Source organism: Mesorhizobium sp. AA23, from assembly GCF_001672435.1.
In the GTDB taxonomy this organism is placed as follows: domain Bacteria; phylum Pseudomonadota; class Alphaproteobacteria; order Rhizobiales; family Rhizobiaceae; genus Mesorhizobium.
On record NZ_LYTP01000028.1, the window covers coordinates 80,776 to 97,315 of the forward strand.

Annotated in this window: 12 protein-coding genes and 1 pseudogene; 12 read left to right on the top strand and 1 reads right to left on the bottom strand. The window is 63.5% G+C overall.

Features of this window, described 5'->3' with window-relative positions; translation table 11 throughout:
- Positions 1-10: 10 nt before the first annotated feature.
- Positions 11-2,224, top strand: a complete 2,214-nt coding sequence (gene katG, locus A9K66_RS20275; RefSeq protein ID WP_067327391.1) for a catalase/peroxidase HPI — start codon at positions 11-13, stop codon at positions 2,222-2,224.
- Positions 2,225-2,352: 128 nt separating this feature from the next.
- Here katG and A9K66_RS20280 read toward each other — a convergent pair.
- Positions 2,353-3,029, bottom strand: a pseudogene (locus A9K66_RS20280) (aquaporin).
- A 331-nt stretch (positions 3,030-3,360) separates the two neighbouring features.
- Between A9K66_RS20280 and A9K66_RS20285 the strand changes: the two are divergent.
- The 11 genes from A9K66_RS20285 to urtE all read left to right on the top strand — a co-directional run bounded on the left by A9K66_RS20285 (position 3,361) and on the right by urtE (position 16,418).
- Entirely contained in the window at positions 3,361-4,650 is a 1,290-nt protein-coding gene (locus A9K66_RS20285; protein WP_067327394.1) for an RsmB/NOP family class I SAM-dependent RNA methyltransferase, read from the top strand.
- A gap of 93 nt (positions 4,651-4,743) precedes the next feature.
- Positions 4,744-5,202: a PaaI family thioesterase gene (locus A9K66_RS20290; protein ID WP_067327998.1), complete on the top strand. Its 459-nt coding sequence runs from the start codon at positions 4,744-4,746 to the stop codon at positions 5,200-5,202.
- A 3-nt stretch (positions 5,203-5,205) separates the two neighbouring features.
- The gene (locus tag A9K66_RS20295) at positions 5,206-5,844 is read left to right on the top strand and encodes a 5'-methylthioadenosine/S-adenosylhomocysteine nucleosidase (protein WP_067327396.1); all 639 of its coding nucleotides are present in this window, start codon (positions 5,206-5,208) and stop codon (positions 5,842-5,844) included.
- A gap of 175 nt (positions 5,845-6,019) precedes the next feature.
- Complete coding sequence (gene guaA / locus A9K66_RS20300) at positions 6,020-7,576, top strand: glutamine-hydrolyzing GMP synthase (protein ID WP_067327399.1); 1,557 nt, start codon at positions 6,020-6,022, stop codon at positions 7,574-7,576.
- Between the two features lie 64 nt (positions 7,577-7,640).
- On the top strand, positions 7,641-7,841 hold the full coding sequence (locus A9K66_RS20305) for a hypothetical protein (protein WP_067327402.1): 201 nt from the start codon (positions 7,641-7,643) through the stop codon (positions 7,839-7,841).
- Positions 7,842-8,012: 171 nt separating this feature from the next.
- On the top strand, positions 8,013-9,464 hold the full coding sequence (locus A9K66_RS20310; protein ID WP_067327405.1) for a DUF6600 domain-containing protein: 1,452 nt from the start codon (positions 8,013-8,015) through the stop codon (positions 9,462-9,464).
- A gap of 1,172 nt (positions 9,465-10,636) precedes the next feature.
- Positions 10,637-11,947, top strand: a complete 1,311-nt coding sequence (gene urtA / locus A9K66_RS20315; protein WP_067327408.1) for an urea ABC transporter substrate-binding protein — start codon at positions 10,637-10,639, stop codon at positions 11,945-11,947.
- Between the two features lie 115 nt (positions 11,948-12,062).
- Positions 12,063-13,679: an urea ABC transporter permease subunit UrtB gene (gene urtB, locus A9K66_RS20320; protein WP_067327411.1), complete on the top strand. Its 1,617-nt coding sequence runs from the start codon at positions 12,063-12,065 to the stop codon at positions 13,677-13,679.
- The gene (urtC, locus tag A9K66_RS20325; RefSeq protein WP_067327414.1) at positions 13,676-14,899 is read left to right on the top strand and encodes an urea ABC transporter permease subunit UrtC; all 1,224 of its coding nucleotides are present in this window, start codon (positions 13,676-13,678) and stop codon (positions 14,897-14,899) included. The genes urtB and urtC overlap by 4 nt, the downstream gene beginning before the upstream one ends.
- A 6-nt stretch (positions 14,900-14,905) precedes the next feature.
- Entirely contained in the window at positions 14,906-15,652 is a 747-nt protein-coding gene (gene urtD, locus A9K66_RS20330) for an urea ABC transporter ATP-binding protein UrtD (protein WP_067327417.1), read from the top strand.
- Positions 15,653-15,722: 70 nt separating this feature from the next.
- A complete protein-coding gene (gene urtE / locus A9K66_RS20335; protein WP_067327999.1) occupies positions 15,723-16,418 on the top strand; it encodes an urea ABC transporter ATP-binding subunit UrtE in 696 nt (231 codons plus the stop codon).
- Positions 16,419-16,540 lie beyond the last annotated feature (122 nt).

Sequence of the window (16,540 nt, forward strand, 5' to 3'; positions counted from 1 at the left end):
GGAGAGTAAGATGGACGCGAAAACCGACGACAACAGCGCTGGCAAATGCCCCGTGGCGCATGGATCCGCCGGCAGGACCAATCGGGATTGGTGGCCGAATCTGCTCGACCTCGGCGTTCTTCATCAGCAGTCGAACCTCTCGGACCCGATGGGCGAGGATTTCGACTATGCCACGGAATTCCGGAGCCTCGATCTCGATGCCGTGATCAAGGACCTGCACCATGTGATGACCGACTCGCAGGACTGGTGGCCGGCCGATTTCGGCCATTACGGACCGCTCTTCATCCGCATGGCCTGGCACAGTGCCGGCACCTATCGCATCGGCGACGGGCGTGGCGGCGCCGGTGCCGGCCAGCAGCGGTTCGCGCCGCTGAACAGCTGGCCGGACAATGCCAATCTCGACAAGGCACGCCGGCTGCTGTGGCCGGTCAAACAGAAATACGGCCGCAGTATCTCCTGGGCCGACCTGATGATCCTGGCCGGCAACGTCGCGCTGGAATCGATGGGTTTCAAAACCTTCGGCTTCGCCGGCGGCCGTGCCGACGTGTGGGAGCCGGAGCAGGACGTAGATTGGGGCTCCGAAACGAAGTGGCTGGACGACCAGCGCTATTCCGGCGACCGTGAACTGCAGGGCCATCTCGGCGCCGTTCAGATGGGCCTGATCTACGTGAACCCGGAAGGCCCGAACGGCAAGCCGGATCCGGTCGCCGCGGCCCGCGACATCCGCGAGACCTTCCGCCGTATGGCCATGAACGACGAAGAGACCGTGGCGCTGATCGCCGGCGGCCACACCTTCGGCAAGACCCATGGCGCCGGCGATGCCTCGCTGGTGGGCGTGGAGCCGGAAGGTGCCGGCATCGAAGCGCAGGGCCTCGGCTGGTCGAGCAAACATGCCACCGGCATTGCCGGCGACGCCATCACCTCGGGCCTGGAAGTCACCTGGACCACGACGCCGACCAGATGGAGCAACAATTTCTTCGACAACCTGTTCAACTTCGAATGGGAGCTGACGAAGAGCCCGGCCGGTGCCAATCAGTGGACGCCGAAGGGCGGCGCCGGCGCCGGCACGGTTCCGGACGCGCACAATCCCTCCAGGCGTCATGCTCCGGCCATGCTCACCACCGATCTCGCGCTGCGCTTCGATCCGGCCTATGAGAAGATCTCGCGTCGCTTCCACCAGTACCCGGACCAGTTCGCCGACGCTTTCGCCCGCGCCTGGTTCAAGCTCACCCATCGCGACATGGGCCCGGTGGTTCGTTATCTCGGCCCGCTCGTGCCGAAGGAAGAGCTGATCTGGCAGGATCCGATTCCGGCGATCGACCACGAACTGGTCAGCGAAGAGGATATCGCCGCGCTGAAGGCGAAGATCCTGGCCTCCGGCCTCACGATTCCTGAACTGGTCTCAACTGCCTGGGCCTCGGCCTCGACCTTCCGCGGCTCGGACAAGCGCGGCGGCGCCAATGGCGGCCGCATCCGTCTCAGCCCGCAGAAGGACTGGGAAGTCAACCAGCCGGCCCAGCTTTCGAAGGTGCTGGCGAAGCTCGAAGCCATCCAGCAGGAGTTCAACGCGGCGCAGGCTGGCGAGAAGAAGATCTCGCTCGCCGACCTGATCGTGCTCGGCGGCGCCGCCGCGATCGAGAAGGCCGCGAAGGACGGCGGCAATGAGGTGAACGTGCCCTTCACGCCAGGCCGCATGGACGCTTCGCAGGAGCAGACCGATGTCGAATCCTTCGCGGCACTCGAGCCGAGGGCCGACGGCTTCCGCAACTATGTCCGCGGCAGGCTGCCCATGTCCGTCGAAGCGATGCTGGTCGACCGTGCGCAGCTCCTCACGCTGACGGCGCCGGAAATGACGGTGCTGGTCGGCGGCCTGCGCGTGCTCGGCGCCAATCATGGCGGCTCAAAGCACGGCGTGTTCACCGACAGGCCGGGCACGCTGACCAACGACTTCTTCATCAACCTGCTCAGCATGGCGACCATCTGGGATCCGGCGGCCGGCTCCGAGCCAGACTCGGATGAGGTCTATGAGGCGCGTGACCGCAAGACCAAGCAAGTCAAGTGGACCGGCACCCGCGCCGACCTGATCTTCGGCTCGCACTCGCAATTGCGTGCGCTGGCCGAGGTCTACGGCTCGGCGGATGCCAAGCAGAAGTTCGTCAAGGACTTCGTGAAGGCGTGGACGAAGGTGATGAATCTCGACCGCTTCGAACTGGTCGCGAAGTAAAGCAGGTCTCCCGAGAGCGGGAACCGGTTTCGGGATAAAGGCAACTAAAGCGCACGGAGCGAAACTGAAAGGTCTCATCCTCCCAAAGAGAAGGCGCGGGTTCATGCCCGCGCCTTTTGCATTAGCTATCAGTCTTTTTCGAAGATGCCAGTCTTGGCGACGATGCCGGCGATCGCCCCGCCGATCAGTGGCGCGACGATGAACAGCCAGAGCTGGCCGAGCGCCGCGCCGCCCGAAAACAGCGCCGGGCCGATCGAGCGCGCCGGATTGACCGAAGTGCCCGTCACCGGGATCATGGCAAAGTGGAGCCCTGCCAGCGTTAGGCCTATCACCAGGCCGGCAAAGGCCGTCATGTGGTTGGCGTTGGTGACGCCAGAATGACGGTGACGAAGGTGAAGGTGCCGATCAGCTCCCACAGGAAGGCCGAGCTGATGCCCCATTTCGCCTCGTCCCAGCCATTTGCGCCGAAGCCCCCGGTGTGGCCGCCGGCCTGACCGGTGACGATGATCCACAGCGCCAGCGAAGCGATGATGGCGCCGATGATCTGCGCGATCCAGTAAGACACCACTTCCCTCGCCGGCATCCGCCCCGCAAGGAACACGCCGAGCGTCACCGCCGGATTGAGATGCGCGCCCGAGATCGGGCCGATCGCATAGGCCGCGGCGATCAGGCCGATGCCGAACGCCAGGCCGATCCCTTCCTGTCCGAGCGGCAGCGCGCCGCCGAAGCCGCCCGTGACCACGGAGGCCGTGCCTATAAACACCAACAGAAACGTGCCTAGAACTTCTGCCAGATAAGTCTTCATTGCCCTCTCCTCATAGGGATCCGCCAAAACGCGTTTTCCGCGTCGCGAATCACAGGCGAAAGAGTATTCCTGCCGGCAAAACTTGGAAAGCTGAGTGTTAAGCCAGCGGTCTTGCTTTGCATCCGCCAGTCAAGACATTAGAGAAGTTTCATGTGCGAGGCGTTTTTCTTGTTATCCGCTGACCGCCGACTGCCGCGAAAGAACCTTCTGCCTGTTGCATGGACGATGGCATGGGACAGGTCGTTTTGGCTTCACCGCAAGAGAAGTGTTTCAATCGGAGCCGGAAAGGCTCTAAGAGCAGGGCTGGAAGCAACGATAGACGGAAGCAGGAATGAGACTGGGCGGAAGGCTGGCGGCGGCCATCGAAGTGCTTGAAGACATCGGCCGGCGGCATCGGCCAGTGGCCGACGCCTTGCGCGACTGGGGCTTGTCGCACCGCTTTGCCGGTGGCGGCGACCGCGCGGCGATCGGCAACATCGTCTACGACGCGCTGCGCCGCAAGCGCTCGGCCGGCTGGCTCTTCGGCGAGGAGACGCCGCGCGCCATCGGCTTCGGCGCGTTGCTGCTGGAATGGGGCCAGACGGCGCGGTCGCTGAATGACGCTCTCGACGGCGACAAATTCGCGCCGCCGCTGCTCAGCGCCGCCGAACTGAAAGCGGCAGCCTCCGGCAGGCTCGCCGATGCGCCGGATGCCGTGCGGGCCGATGTTCCGGACTGGTGCGCGCCGCTCCTCGAACACGCCTTTGGCGATGCCTGGGTCGAAGAGGGCGCGGCTCTCGCGATGCGCCCGCCGCTGGATCTCAGGGTCAATGCGCTGCAGGCAGACCGCGGTAAGGTGCTGACGGAACTCCAGGGCACCGGTGCAGCAGCTGCCGCAATCGCGCCGCACGGCATTCGCATCCCGCCGATCAATGGCGACGGCAGGCATCCGAACGTCCAGGCCGAGCCCGCCTTCCAGAAAGGCTGGTTCGAGGTGCAGGACGAGGGCTCGCAGCTTGCAGCAGCGCTCGCCGGCGCCGAGCCAGGCATGCAGGTGCTCGACTATTGCGCGGGCGCCGGGGGCAAGACGCTGGCGCTTTCGGCAGAGATGGACAATCGCGGCCAGGTCTTCGCCCATGATGCGGAAAAGGTGCGGCTGGCGCCGATCTTCGAGCGCATCCGCCGCGCGCACAGCCGCAACATCCAGGTCGTCAGCAAGCCCGCGGAACTCGCGCCGCTCACCGGTCATATGGACCTCGTGCTGATCGATGCGCCCTGCACCGGCAGCGGCACCTGGCGGCGGCGCCCGGACGCCAAGTGGCGGCTGACGGACAGACAGCTCGATGCCCGCAAAGGTGAGCAGCAGGCGATCCTCGACATGGCGCAGGCTTTCGTGAAGCCCGGCGGGCTGCTCGTCTACATCACCTGCTCGGTGTTCGATGCCGAAAACGGCGAGCAGGTCGCAGCCTTCCGCGAGCGCCACGGCGACTTCGCGCCGGTCGACCACCGCCAGCTCTGGGACGGCCGTTTCCCCGGCCACGAGAGCGCTGCGCGTATTGGCGAAGCCGGTGGCATCTCGCTGTCGCCGGCGCTCAGTGGCACTGACGGGTTCTATTTCCACGCCCTGCGCAGGGCCGCATGAGGGCAGCCGGCATTTGCTGCGCTGCAACATAAGAGATTGCCTGTCCTGCCTGCCTCTGCAATAAGCTTCGCCAGCAAAAATGAGGCGAAGGCCATGGCAGCCCAGATCGTACCCGCTCCCGACTATGAGGATCGCGTCAGGACTTCCTTTGCCCGCCAGAAGGCCATGGCCACCATCGGCGCGGAGCTGACGCTGGTCACGCCCGGCATCATCGAGATCGAGATGCCCTATGCCCCTTCGCTCACCCAGCAGCACGGCTTCTTGCATGCCGGCGTCATCTCGACCGCGCTGGACTCGGCCTGCGGCTATGCCGCCTTCTCGTTGATGCCGCAGAATTCCAGCGTGCTGACCATCGAATTCAAGGTCAACCTGCTCGCACCGGGGAAGGGCGAGCGCTTCCTGTTCCGCGGCTCGGTGACCAAGCCAGGCCGCACCATCATTGTTGCCGACGGCCAGGCCTATGCTTTCGCCGCCGATGGCGAGGCCAAGCTGATCGCCACCATGACCGGCACAATGATGACGGTGGTTGGCCGCGACGGCATCGAGGGGTGATCCATGGCCAGCGTTGCGCGGTTAGGGGAAAAATCCGTCCTCTTCGTCATGGCGGCCGAGGCCGAATACGGTCCGCATCTCAAAAAGCGGTTCACGCCGCTGATGACCGGCGTCGGCCCGGTCGAGGCCGCCGTGCGCCTCGGCGCCGAGCTCGCCACGTTGAAGGCCGAGAATGCGCTGCCGGATCTCGTCGTGTCGCTAGGCTCCGCGGGAAGCCGAACGCTCGAACAGACCGAAATCTACCAGGCCGTGTCGGTGAGTTACCGCGACATCGACGCTTCGCCGCTCGGCTTCGCGAAGGGCGCGACCCCGTTCCTCGACCTGCCGGTGACGGTGCCGCTGCCCTTCGTCATTCCCGGCATCAGGACCGCGACGCTGTCGACCGGAGGCGCCATCGTCACCGGCGCCGCCTATGACGCGATCGACGCCGACATGGTCGACATGGAGACCTTCGCCTGCCTGCGCGCCTGCCAGCTGTTCGGCGTGCCGCTGATCGGCCTGCGCGGTATTTCCGACGGCGCGGCCGATCTCAGACATGTCGGCGACTGGACCGAGTATCTGCACGTCATCGACGAGAAGCTGGCGGCGGCGATAGGTCTGCTCGAGCAGGCGATTGCGTCCGGCGCGGTCGGCCTTACTTAAATGCATGTTGCCCAAAAGTGCGCAGCGGTTTTGGGAGCACGACATGTATCAAGATAAAACTTGAAGCTGGTCGCCTGGGCCCGTTCGACGCGACGCGCTTTAGCGCTCTGGCAAGGACCGAACGCCGCAGCGCGCCACCATTGCGCCGAATCGGTTCTTTCTTTAAAGGCTCGCCATGACGACACATCCCGACACCGTTCTCATCATCGACTTCGGCAGCCAGGTCACGCAGCTGATCGCGCGGCGCGTGCGCGAGGCCGGGGTCTATTGCGAGATCGTTCCGTTCCAGTCAGCCGCAGAGGGCTTCCGCCGCATCCGGCCGAAGGCCGTCATTCTATCGGGCAGCCCGCACTCGACCGTCGACATCGGCTCGCCCCGCGCGCCCGACGAGGTCTTTTCGTCCGGCATTCCGGTGCTCGGCATCTGCTATGGCGAGCAGACGATGTGCGCTCAGCTCGGCGGCAAGGTCGAGGCCGGCCATCACCGCGAGTTCGGCCGGGCCTTCCTGGAGATCGAGGACGACTGCGCGCTGTTCGAGGGTGTCTGGGCCAGGGGCACGCGTCATCAGGTCTGGATGAGCCACGGCGACCGCGTCACCGCCATTCCGGAAGGATTCAAGATCGTCGGCACCTCCACCGGCGCGCCCTTCGCAGCGATTGCCGACGAGGCACGGAAGTTTTACGCGGTGCAGTTCCATCCCGAGGTCGTCCATACCCCGGACGGCGCGAAGCTGCTGAGCAACTTTGTCCACCATATCGCCGGCCTCAGCACGGGCTGGACCATGGCTGCCTATCGCGAGCAGGCGGTCGAGGCGATCCGCAAGCAGGTCGGCAAGGGCAAGGTGATCTGCGCGCTATCAGGCGGCGTCGATTCCTCGGTCGCTGCGCTCCTGATCCACGAGGCGGTCGGCGATCAGTTGACCTGCATCCTCGTCGACCACGGCCTGATGCGGAAGGACGAGGCGAAAAGCGTGGTGGAGATGTTCCGCCAGCATTACAACCTGCCGCTGATCCTGGTCGACGCTTCCGACCGCTTCATTTCGGCGCTGGAAGGCGAGAGCGATCCGGAAAAGAAGCGCAAGACCATCGGCCGCCTGTTCATCGAGGTGTTCGAGGAAGAGGCCAAGAAACTTGGCGGCGCCGACTTCCTGGCGCAGGGCACGCTCTATCCCGACGTCATCGAAAGCGTCTCCTTCTCCGGCGGCCCGTCGGTGACGATCAAGTCGCATCACAATGTCGGCGGCCTGCCCGAGCGCATGAACATGAAGCTGGTCGAGCCGCTGCGCGAGTTGTTCAAGGACGAGGTGAGGGCGCTGGGCCGAGAGCTCGGCCTGCCCGAAAGCTTCATCGGCCGCCATCCGTTCCCGGGTCCTGGCCTTGCCATACGCTGCCCGGGCGGCATCACCCGCGAGAAGCTGGAGATCCTGCGCGAGGCCGACGCCATCTACCTCGACGAGATCCGCAAGGCAGGCCTCTACGATGCCATCTGGCAGGCCTTCGCCGTGCTCTTGCCGGTGCAGACCGTCGGCGTAATGGGCGACGGCCGCACCTACGAATTCGTCTGCGCGCTGCGCGCTGTCACATCGGTCGACGGCATGACGGCCGATTTCTACCACTACGACATGAACTTCCTGGGCGCCGCCGCCACCCGCATCATCAACGAGGTGAAAGGCATCAATCGCGTCGTTTACGACGTTACGTCGAAGCCCCCGGGCACCATCGAGTGGGAATGATTCAGGCCCATCCGAACATCGCTGAAATTGCGCTAGAGTTCGATCTAAATCACTGAGATAAAAGATGGTTTTGGCCGGCAATTTTTCGCCGGTTATCGGTGTGCGTCGTTTGGAGCTGCCGTACCGGTTGCCGGACCTCACCCACATTGCCACGATGATTTTTGACAGTACCGTCACGTCACAGAGGGCTTCTGACCGTACCTTTTTCCACGCCAAGCAGCTGAAAACTAAAGGTAAATTCTGCAAATCAGCCCTCAAAACCTGATGACGGTACTTTACGCTTCCGCGAAGTTCGGCCATCAGGCGATTACGTTCAATGGCTCGCCATAGCTACCATTTGCAAGGTCCACGAGCCCTGGCGGGAGCAAGGCGGAACAATCCGATTGCCGGTGAGTTTTCAAGATGAAGGGCGCATCTGTTTCGGAGGAAGACTGGGATGAAACGCGTCCTTGCCCAAAATGCGGTACGGCTGATGCTGGGCGGCGTAACCGCCTGTCTGCTTATGGTCGTTGATATCCCCAACCCGATTGCACCATTCTCGCTAGTGTCGCAGGCAAGGGCCGCCACCGAGGTTTCGATCAGCACATTCTACGAAGACCTGTCGTCCCATGGCGATTGGGTCTCGTATCATGGAGCGACCGTTTTCGTGCCAGTTGATGTACCTGACGATTGGCGCCCGTATACCTTGGGCCATTGGGTCTATACAGAGGAGTATGGCTGGCTCTGGGTATCCGACGAGCCATTCGGCTGGGCGACGTACCATTACGGCCGGTGGGGCTATGCCGACGATATCGGCTGGTACTGGGTTCCGGGCACTCGCTGGGCGCCAGCATGGGTGACTTGGCGTCGTGACAGGGAGCACATCATTTGGGCTCCGCTGCCGCCGCGCCGTGATCCGGACTTGATTTCAATCGAGGTAACCTTCGACACGACGCCGGATTATTACTGGGTTGTGGTCCCTAGCCGCGAATTCCTTGCTGCCGACGTTTCTGTCGCTGTTATCCGTGATAGGTCCGAGTTTGTGCGGATTGTCGAGGCGGCCCAGCCGGCCGGCGACGTGACCATCCAGAACAATGTGGTGGTCAACAAAGTCATTGATGTTGATGTGATCGAAAAGGAGACGGACCAGAATGTGACTGCCGTCAAGGTCAGCAAGACCGACGCGCCCGAGCAGTCCGGCAAATTGGAAAATGACACGGTCGCGGTCTTCGAAGGTGAGGTGAAAGCCGACCCCAAGGCAAAACCAGCTAAGCTAAAGGACATCGAGCAGGTGAAGCAGGTTCAGGCTGGCCGTAAATCGAAGCCGACCGAAGGCGCAAGGGCCGATGGGGCGGAGCCGGAAGAGACCGCCAAGCCTGAGCAACCCGCCGCCGAGCAGCAGCAGGCCGAGCCGGAACAGGCCGCCAAGCCTGAGAAGCCGAAGGGCAAGAAGCAGCCCGCCGCCGAACAGGAGGCCGAGCCGGAACAGGCGGCCAAGCCCGAGAAGCCGAAGGCCAAGACGCAGCCCGCCGCCGAGCAGCAGCAGACCGAGCCGGAACAGGCTACCAAGCCTGAGAAACCGAAGGCCGAGAAGCAGCCCGCCGCCGAGCAGCAGGCCGAGCCGGAACAGGCTGCCAAGCCTGAGAAACGGAAGGCCAAGAAGCAGCCCGCCGCCGAGCAGCAGGCCGAGCCGGAACAGACGGCCAAGCCTGAGAAACGGAAGGCGAAGGAGCAGCCCGCCGCCGAGCAGCAGCAGGCCGAGCCCGAGCAGGCGGCCAAGCCTCAGAAGCCGAAGGCGAAGGAGCAGCCCGCCGAGCAGCAGCAGGCCGAGCCCGAGCAGGCGGCCAAGCCCAAGCCACGGGGCCAGAAAAACAAGGCGTGCGATCCGCAGACTGACGCGAACTGCTAGGCGGCCGCGAAGGAAAGTCGATTGCACAGCCGCCGGAGTTACCCGGGGCGAGTCAGCGACACTCGTCTTTGCAGTCCGAGTCCCTGCGATTCTCCCCGACGTTCCTCGGCTCCGATAGCGTCGGATCCTTGGCGGCGGATGGGCCCAGTGCCGGGACGTTGTTCTGAACCGTCATGACCAATGTTCGGCGGCCGGCGCGCGCATGTCGGTGGGCACTGAACGAAGCAAGGACGAAGCAGTCGTGGCGCTCGAGGAGAAATTCACGCGCTATCGCCAGAGACGCTGACGGCTGGTCTGCGCTATGCCGAAGCGAAGGGCATGTGAAATCGGGGCAGGGCGATGTTGGAACCATTGCCATTTGCCACAGAAGCCGGCTAGGCCGCGCGTGAGCCTTAGTGGGTGCAGAAAACGCGTCAGGGGGCCCTATTTCGTTCACCAGTCGCGCGCCTGTCGAGCGGCGGCACTCGACAAAGCCGCCGGTGAACAACTCCTGGGACCTTCGCCCCTTGTCGAAGTTCGGTAGCTGGGCGGCGCTGTTGCGTCGGGATGGCATATCGGGCCCGATTGGAACGGGCTGATCAGAGGAGACCCGACAAAGAGCCGTCCCTCACACCGTCGGGCTCTTTCAATGCATTGGCGGCGCTTTATTGCCCAGCTACACCGTTAAAACGATGTCGGGGACGGATGCAGTATTGCCTACGCGAGGACCACCTCACCTAAAGAAGCCGCTGAATGGGTGACCGGCCGCCACGTACAGGACCGGCGAGACGAGACCCAATGGGTTCGCGTCACCGACGACACCAATCGAGCGGTCTACAATTTGCTCCAGATAGGAAAAGCCCGCCGCCGAGAGGGACCGGGTCCCTCACTTGTTAGCCGCCCGCGGCGCAAAGATTTCAATTCCCAACATCTCTCGCCGTGCGACTACGGGGGTCGGCAGAAGGCAAACGGCGATTTAAAAAACACGCAATAGAAAATTGCGATGAAAATAGAGGCAGAAGCCCAAAATTTGACAACGCGTTGAAGCGGAAGCGGCCTTGAAAACTTGAGTTGAAATTATAACCAACTGTAACTGATCGATTTTTTTGCCCGGCACTTTGGACTGTCAGGTTTGGCACGTCGCTTGCACCGCAATGTTGCAATGCAAAACAACCAGCTTGGGAGTGTGCAATATGAGGGGCAATTTCTCGACAATAACAAAATTGTTTTCGGCCGGCGTGATCGCTGCCGGCCTGTCGATATCGGCTCCCGCCAGAGCGGCCGACGACACGATCAAGGTCGGCATCCTCCATTCGCTCTCGGGGACCATGGCGATTTCGGAGACGACGCTGAAGGACGTCATGCTGATGCTGATCGAGGAGCAGAACGCTAAGGGCGGCCTGCTCGGCAAGAAGCTCGAGGCGGTTGTCGTCGATCCGGCCTCCAACTGGCCGCTCTTCGCCGAAAAGGCGCGCGAGCTGATCTCCAAGGACAAGGTCGCGGCGGTCTTCGGCTGCTGGACCTCGGTGTCGCGCAAATCGGTGTTGCCGGTGTTCTCGGAGCTCGACAACATCCTGTTCTACCCCGTCCAGTATGAGGGCGAGGAAAGCGAGCGCAACGTCTTTTACACGGGTGCTGCCCCCAACCAGCAGGCCATTCCGGCCGTCGACTACCTGATGAGCGCCGATGGCGGCTCGGTGAAGCGCTGGGTGCTCGAAGGCACCGACTATGTCTACCCGCGCACCACCAACAAGATCCTCGAAGCCTATCTGAAGTCGAAGGGCGTGCCGGCCGAGGACATCATGGTCAACTACACGCCGTTCGGCTTCTCCGACTGGCAGACCGAAGTCTCGGCGATCAAGAAGTTCGGCTCGGCCGGCAAGAAGACGGCCGTGATCTCGACCGTCAACGGCGACGCCAACGTGCCGTTCTACAAGGAACTGGGCAACCAGGGCATCAAGGCCGAGGACATTCCAGTCATGGCCTTCTCAGTCGGCGAGGAAGAACTGGCCGGTCTCGACACCGGACCGCTGGTCGGCCACCTCGCCGCCTGGAACTATTTCGAGAGCGTCGACACGCCCGAGAACAAGAAGTTCATCGACGACTGGCACAAGTTCATAAAGAACGACAAGCGCACGACCAACGACCCTATGGAAGCCCACTATATCGGCTTCAACATGTGGGTGAAGGCAGTCGAGAAGGCCGGTACTACCGATCCGGACAAGGTCATCGACGCCATGGTCGGCGTCTCGGTGCCGAACCTGACCGGTGGCTATTCGACGATGATGCCGAACCATCATATCACGAAGCCGGTGCTCATCGGCGAGATCCAGGCCGACGGCCAGTTCGAGACCGTCTCGCAAACGCCCGGCCTTGTGATGGGCGACGAATGGTCCGACTACCTGCCCGATTCCAAGAACCTGATCTCCGATTGGCGCGCGCCGCTCAGTTGCGGCAACTTCAACGTCGCCACCGGCAAGTGCGGCGGCAAGGGCACCAACTGATCCTCCCAGGTCTGTCGGATCGCCGCGTGGCCCCGCGATCCGAGACCGCGGCCCGGGCGGGCCTTCGCGTCCCGCCCGGGCAGAAATCTCAAACGTTCGAGATCCGCTGAAGCTGATGATCCTGTTGCGCGCGATTGGCTTGACGCTGCTGCTGACGCTGGCAAGCCTGCTGCCCTCGAAGGCAGGCGAGGCCGATCTTCGCGCGGCAATAGCCAAGTTCGCTACAGCGACTAATTTCTCGGCCACGGAAGCCATCATGCGCGAGCTCGCGGCCAGCGGCGATCCGGCCGTCGAAAGGCCGCTGTCGGCGCTAGCCGACGGCAACCTCTATATTCGCAAAGCCGATTCGCAGGTCTTCATCGGCAAGGACGCGGCGAGCGGTGTCGAACTGCTCGATCCTTTCAGCGGCGACAAGTCCGCCGATGCCGCCAAGGCCGATCTCACCAAGATCAAGGTCAACAACGGTCTTCGCCGCGCCATACGCGACGCGCTGGGGACGCTGACGCTGCGCGCCAAGGACGCGAGCGTGCGCCTTGCCGCCGCCGCGACCATGTTCAAGACGCCCGACGCGGCGAATATCGAACCGCTCGATGCCGCGATCGCTGCTGAGACCGACCCAGCCGTCAAGACGATGTTCGTGCAGGCGCGCGCGGCGTCGGTTCTGGTTTCCGACAAGCCGGAAGCCGACAAGCTCGCCGCCATCTCGGCCATCGCGGCGCGCGGCGACCGCGATGCGCTTTCCCTGCTGACCTCCGTTGAGGCTGGCGCGCAGGGAGCGGTCAAGAACTTGGCAACCGCCGCGATCGGCCATATCAATTCGACGCTGGCATTGTGGGATGCCGGCCAGAACATCTGGTACGGCATATCACTCGGATCGGTGCTGCTGCTCGGCGCTATCGGTCTCGCCATCACCTTTGGCGTCATGGGCGTCATCAACATGGCGCATGGCGAGATGGTGATGCTCGGCGCCTACACCACCTTCGTCGTCCAGCAGGTGATCCGCACGTCGTTTCCGAGCCTCTTCGACTGGTCGCTGGTCATCGCGCTGCCGCTCGCCTTCCTGGTCTCGGCGCTGGTCGGCCTCGTCATCGAGCGCGGCGTCATCCGCTTCCTCTACGGCCGGCCGCTGGAGACGCTTCTTGCCACATGGGGCGTCTCGCTGATCCTGCAGCAGTCGGTGCGCACCGTCTTCGGCCCGACGAACCAGGAGGTCGGCAATCCGTCCTGGATGTCGGGATCGTTCGACATCGGTCAATTGGCCATCACCTGGAACCGGCTGTGGATACTGGTGTTCGCGCTGCTGGTGTTCGGTGTGCTGCTCTACGTCATGAAGCGAACGCCCTGGGGCCTGCAGATGCGTGCCGTCACCGCCAATCGGCGCATGGCCGCATCCATGGGCATCAGGACGCCTTGGGTCGACGCGCTGACTTTCGCGCTCGGCTCAGGTATCGCCGGGATCGCCGGCGTGGCGCTCAGCCAGATCGACAACGTCTCGCCCAATCTCGGCCGCGGCTACATTATCGACAGTTTCATGGTCGTGGTCTTCGGTGGCGTCGGCAATCTCTGGGGCACGCTGGTCGGCGCCTTCTCGCTCGGCATCGTCAACAAGTTCCTCGAGCCGTACGCCGGCGCGGTGCTTGGCAAGATCGTCGTGCTGGTACTGATCATCCTGTTCATCCAGAAGCGGCCGCGCGGCCTGTTCGCGCTGAAGGGCAGGGCGGTGGAAGCATGATCACGCAGCGCTTCTTCGGCGCCGACCGGCGCATCGCGATCGCCATCCTCGTCCTGCTGGCAGCGGCCGCCATCGTGCCGCTGCTAAACCTCGCGGTGTCGCCTCAAAGCGCTTTCTACATTCCGCCTTACATCGTCTCTTTGGTCGGGAAATATCTCTGCTACGCGCTGCTGGCGCTCGCGCTCGATCTGGTCTGGGGCTATTGCGGCATCCTTTCGCTCGGCCACGGCGCCTTCTTCGGGCTCGGCGGCTATGCGATGGGCATGTATCTGATGCGTCAGATCGGCTCGCGCGGCGTCTATGGCAATCCCATCCTGCCGGACTTCATGGTGTTCCTGAACTACAAGGAACTGCCCTGGTTCTGGCACGGCTTCGACCATTTCTGGTTCGCGGTGCTGATGGTGCTGGCCGTGCCGGGCCTGCTTGCCTTCGTATTCGGCTGGTTCGCCTTCCGCAGCCGCGTCACCGGCGTCTATCTCTCGATCATCACCCAGGCGATGACCTATGCGCTGCTGCTTGCCTTCTTCCGCAACGACATGGGTTTCGGAGGCAATAACGGCCTGACCGATTTCAAGGACATCCTCGGCTTCAACATCCAGGCCGACGCGACGCGCTCGGCGCTGTTTTCGGCAAGCGCCGTGACGCTGGCGCTCGCCGTCTTGGTCATCGCGGCGATCGTGCGCTCCAAATACGGCAAGCTGCTGATGGCGGTGCGCGACGCCGAAAGCCGCACCCGCTTCCTCGGCTGGCGGGCCGAGAATGTAAAGCTCTTCGCCTTCAGCGTCTCGGCCGTCATGGCCGGCATCGCCGGCGCGCTCTACGTGCCGCAGGTCGGCATCATTAATCCCGGCGAGTTCGAGCCCGCCAATTCGATCGAAGTGGTGATCTGGACCGCCGTCGGCGGGCGCGGCACCATCGTCGGCCCGATTATCGGCGCGCTCCTGGTCAATGCCGGCAAATCCTGGTTCACCGGCGTGCTGCCTGAATTCTGGCTATTCGCGCTTGGCGGGTTGTTCGTCGCCGTAACGCTGTTCCTGCCCAAGGGCGTGGTCGGCATGTGGGATAGCTGGCGCGGCAAGGCCAGGGCGCTGCGCGCGGCCTCGCTCGCCGCGAAAGCCGGCATCGACCCGCCGGAAGCGCAGCCGAAGATCGAGCGCTCGGCGGCGAGAACGCCGGGCGCGTGGTCGGCCAACGGCCCCGAACCGCAGCCGGCGGAGTAAGCGACCATGAGCAAGTCGAACACCATCCTCTATCTGGACGGCGTCTCGGTCTCCTTCGACGGCTTTCGCGCCATCAACAACCTGTCGCTGGTGCTCGACAAGGGCGAGATGCGCGCCATCATCGGACCCAACGGCGCCGGCAAGACGACGATGATGGATATTGTCACCGGCAAGACGCGGCCGGACGAGGGCGAGGTATTCTTCGACGGTCGGGTCGATCTCACCCGGCATGACGAAGCCGAGATCGCCATGATGGGCATCGGCCGCAAGTTCCAAAAGCCGACCGTCTTCGAGAGCCACAGCGTCGAGGACAATCTGATGCTGGCGCTGAAGGGGCCGCGCTCGATCTTTCCAGCGCTCTTCCATCGCGGCTCGCCGACCGGGGCCAGGCGCATCGACGACATCCTCGGCATCATCCGCCTCGGCGACAAATGCGGGGAGGTCGCCGCCAATCTCAGCCATGGCCAGAAGCAGTGGCTGGAGATCGGCATGCTGCTGGCGCAAGACCCGAAGCTGCTCCTCGTCGACGAGCCGGTCGCCGGCATGACCGACGCGGAGACCGAGGAGACGGCGCGCCTGCTCAAGGACATCGCCCGCGACCATTCGGTGGTCGTCGTCGAGCACGACATGCATTTCGTGCGCGAGCTCGGCGTCAAGGTCACCTGCCTGCACGAGGGCTCGGTGCTGTCGGAAGGCACGCTCGATTTCGTTTCGGCCGACGAACGCGTCGTCGAAGTCTATCTGGGGCGCTGAGCATGATCTGGCGGGTCTCGTTGCATCGTTTCGACCTTTCCTTCCTCAGGTGCTGGAGAAGGGGCTGACCATGCTCGAAGTCTCCAACGCCACCCTCCATTACGGTGCCGCCCAGGCGCTGCGCGGCGTTTCGCTGAAAGCGGGCGCGGGCAAGATCACCTGCGTACTCGGCCGCAACGGCGTCGGCAAGACCAGTCTGATGAGATCCATCGTCGGCCATCATAGGCTGACGAGCGGAAGTGTTGCCTTCGAGGGGAAAGCGCTCGAGCGGAGCGCGGCGTATGACCGCGCCCGGTCGGGCATCGCATTCGTGCCGCAGGGCAGGGAAATCTTTCCCCTACTCACGGTGCGCGAAAATCTGGAATCGGGGTTCGCACCGCTGAAGCGCGCCGACCGCAACGTTCCAGCTCATGTCTTCGAGCTGTTTCCAGGGTTGAAGCAGACGCTCGGCCGCCGCGCCGGCGACTTGTCCGGCGGCCAGCAGCAGCAGCTCGCCATAGGCCGCGCGCTGGTGATGCGGCCGAAGCTGCTCGTGCTCGACGAGCCGACCGAAGGCATCCAGCCATCAATCATCAAAGACATCGGCCGCGCCATCCGCTATCTGCGCGACCAGGCGGGGATCGCGGTGCTTCTGGTCGAGCAGTATCTGGATTTCTGCCGCGAGCTTGCCGACGAGGTCAACATCATGGACCGCGGCCAGATCGTGCATACCGGCCCTGCCGAGGATCTGGACAGGCCCGATGTACGCAAGCTCCTTACTGTCTAGGTTCGGTCGTCATCCTTTGGCCGAAGCGCCGCAAAACAATGTCGTTTCGATGGAAAGTCCGTAGAAGCGCGCCATGTTCTGCGCGGCATCCTGCGTTCGACATTAAGCCGATAGGGCTGAGC

Excerpts from the sequence above, each read along its gene's own strand:
- A9K66_RS20310 (WP_067327405.1), top strand. The coding sequence starts at position 8,013 with ATGAAACGCGTCCTTGCCCAAAATGCGGTACGGCTGATGCTGGGCGGC.
- urtA (WP_067327408.1), top strand. The coding sequence starts at position 10,637 with ATGAGGGGCAATTTCTCGACAATAACAAAATTGTTTTCGGCCGGCGTG.
- A9K66_RS20305 (WP_067327402.1), top strand. The coding sequence starts at position 7,641 with ATGGTTTTGGCCGGCAATTTTTCGCCGGTTATCGGTGTGCGTCGTTTG.
- urtB (WP_067327411.1), top strand. The coding sequence starts at position 12,063 with ATGATCCTGTTGCGCGCGATTGGCTTGACGCTGCTGCTGACGCTGGCA.
- A9K66_RS20295 (WP_067327396.1), top strand. The coding sequence starts at position 5,206 with ATGGCCAGCGTTGCGCGGTTAGGGGAAAAATCCGTCCTCTTCGTCATG.
- urtE (WP_067327999.1), top strand. The coding sequence starts at position 15,723 with ATGCTCGAAGTCTCCAACGCCACCCTCCATTACGGTGCCGCCCAGGCG.
- urtD (WP_067327417.1), top strand. The coding sequence starts at position 14,906 with ATGAGCAAGTCGAACACCATCCTCTATCTGGACGGCGTCTCGGTCTCC.
- urtC (WP_067327414.1), top strand. The coding sequence starts at position 13,676 with ATGATCACGCAGCGCTTCTTCGGCGCCGACCGGCGCATCGCGATCGCC.
- katG (WP_067327391.1), top strand. The coding sequence starts at position 11 with ATGGACGCGAAAACCGACGACAACAGCGCTGGCAAATGCCCCGTGGCG.
- A9K66_RS20290 (WP_067327998.1), top strand. The coding sequence starts at position 4,744 with ATGGCAGCCCAGATCGTACCCGCTCCCGACTATGAGGATCGCGTCAGG.
- A9K66_RS20285 (WP_067327394.1), top strand. The coding sequence starts at position 3,361 with ATGAGACTGGGCGGAAGGCTGGCGGCGGCCATCGAAGTGCTTGAAGAC.
- guaA (WP_067327399.1), top strand. The coding sequence starts at position 6,020 with ATGACGACACATCCCGACACCGTTCTCATCATCGACTTCGGCAGCCAG.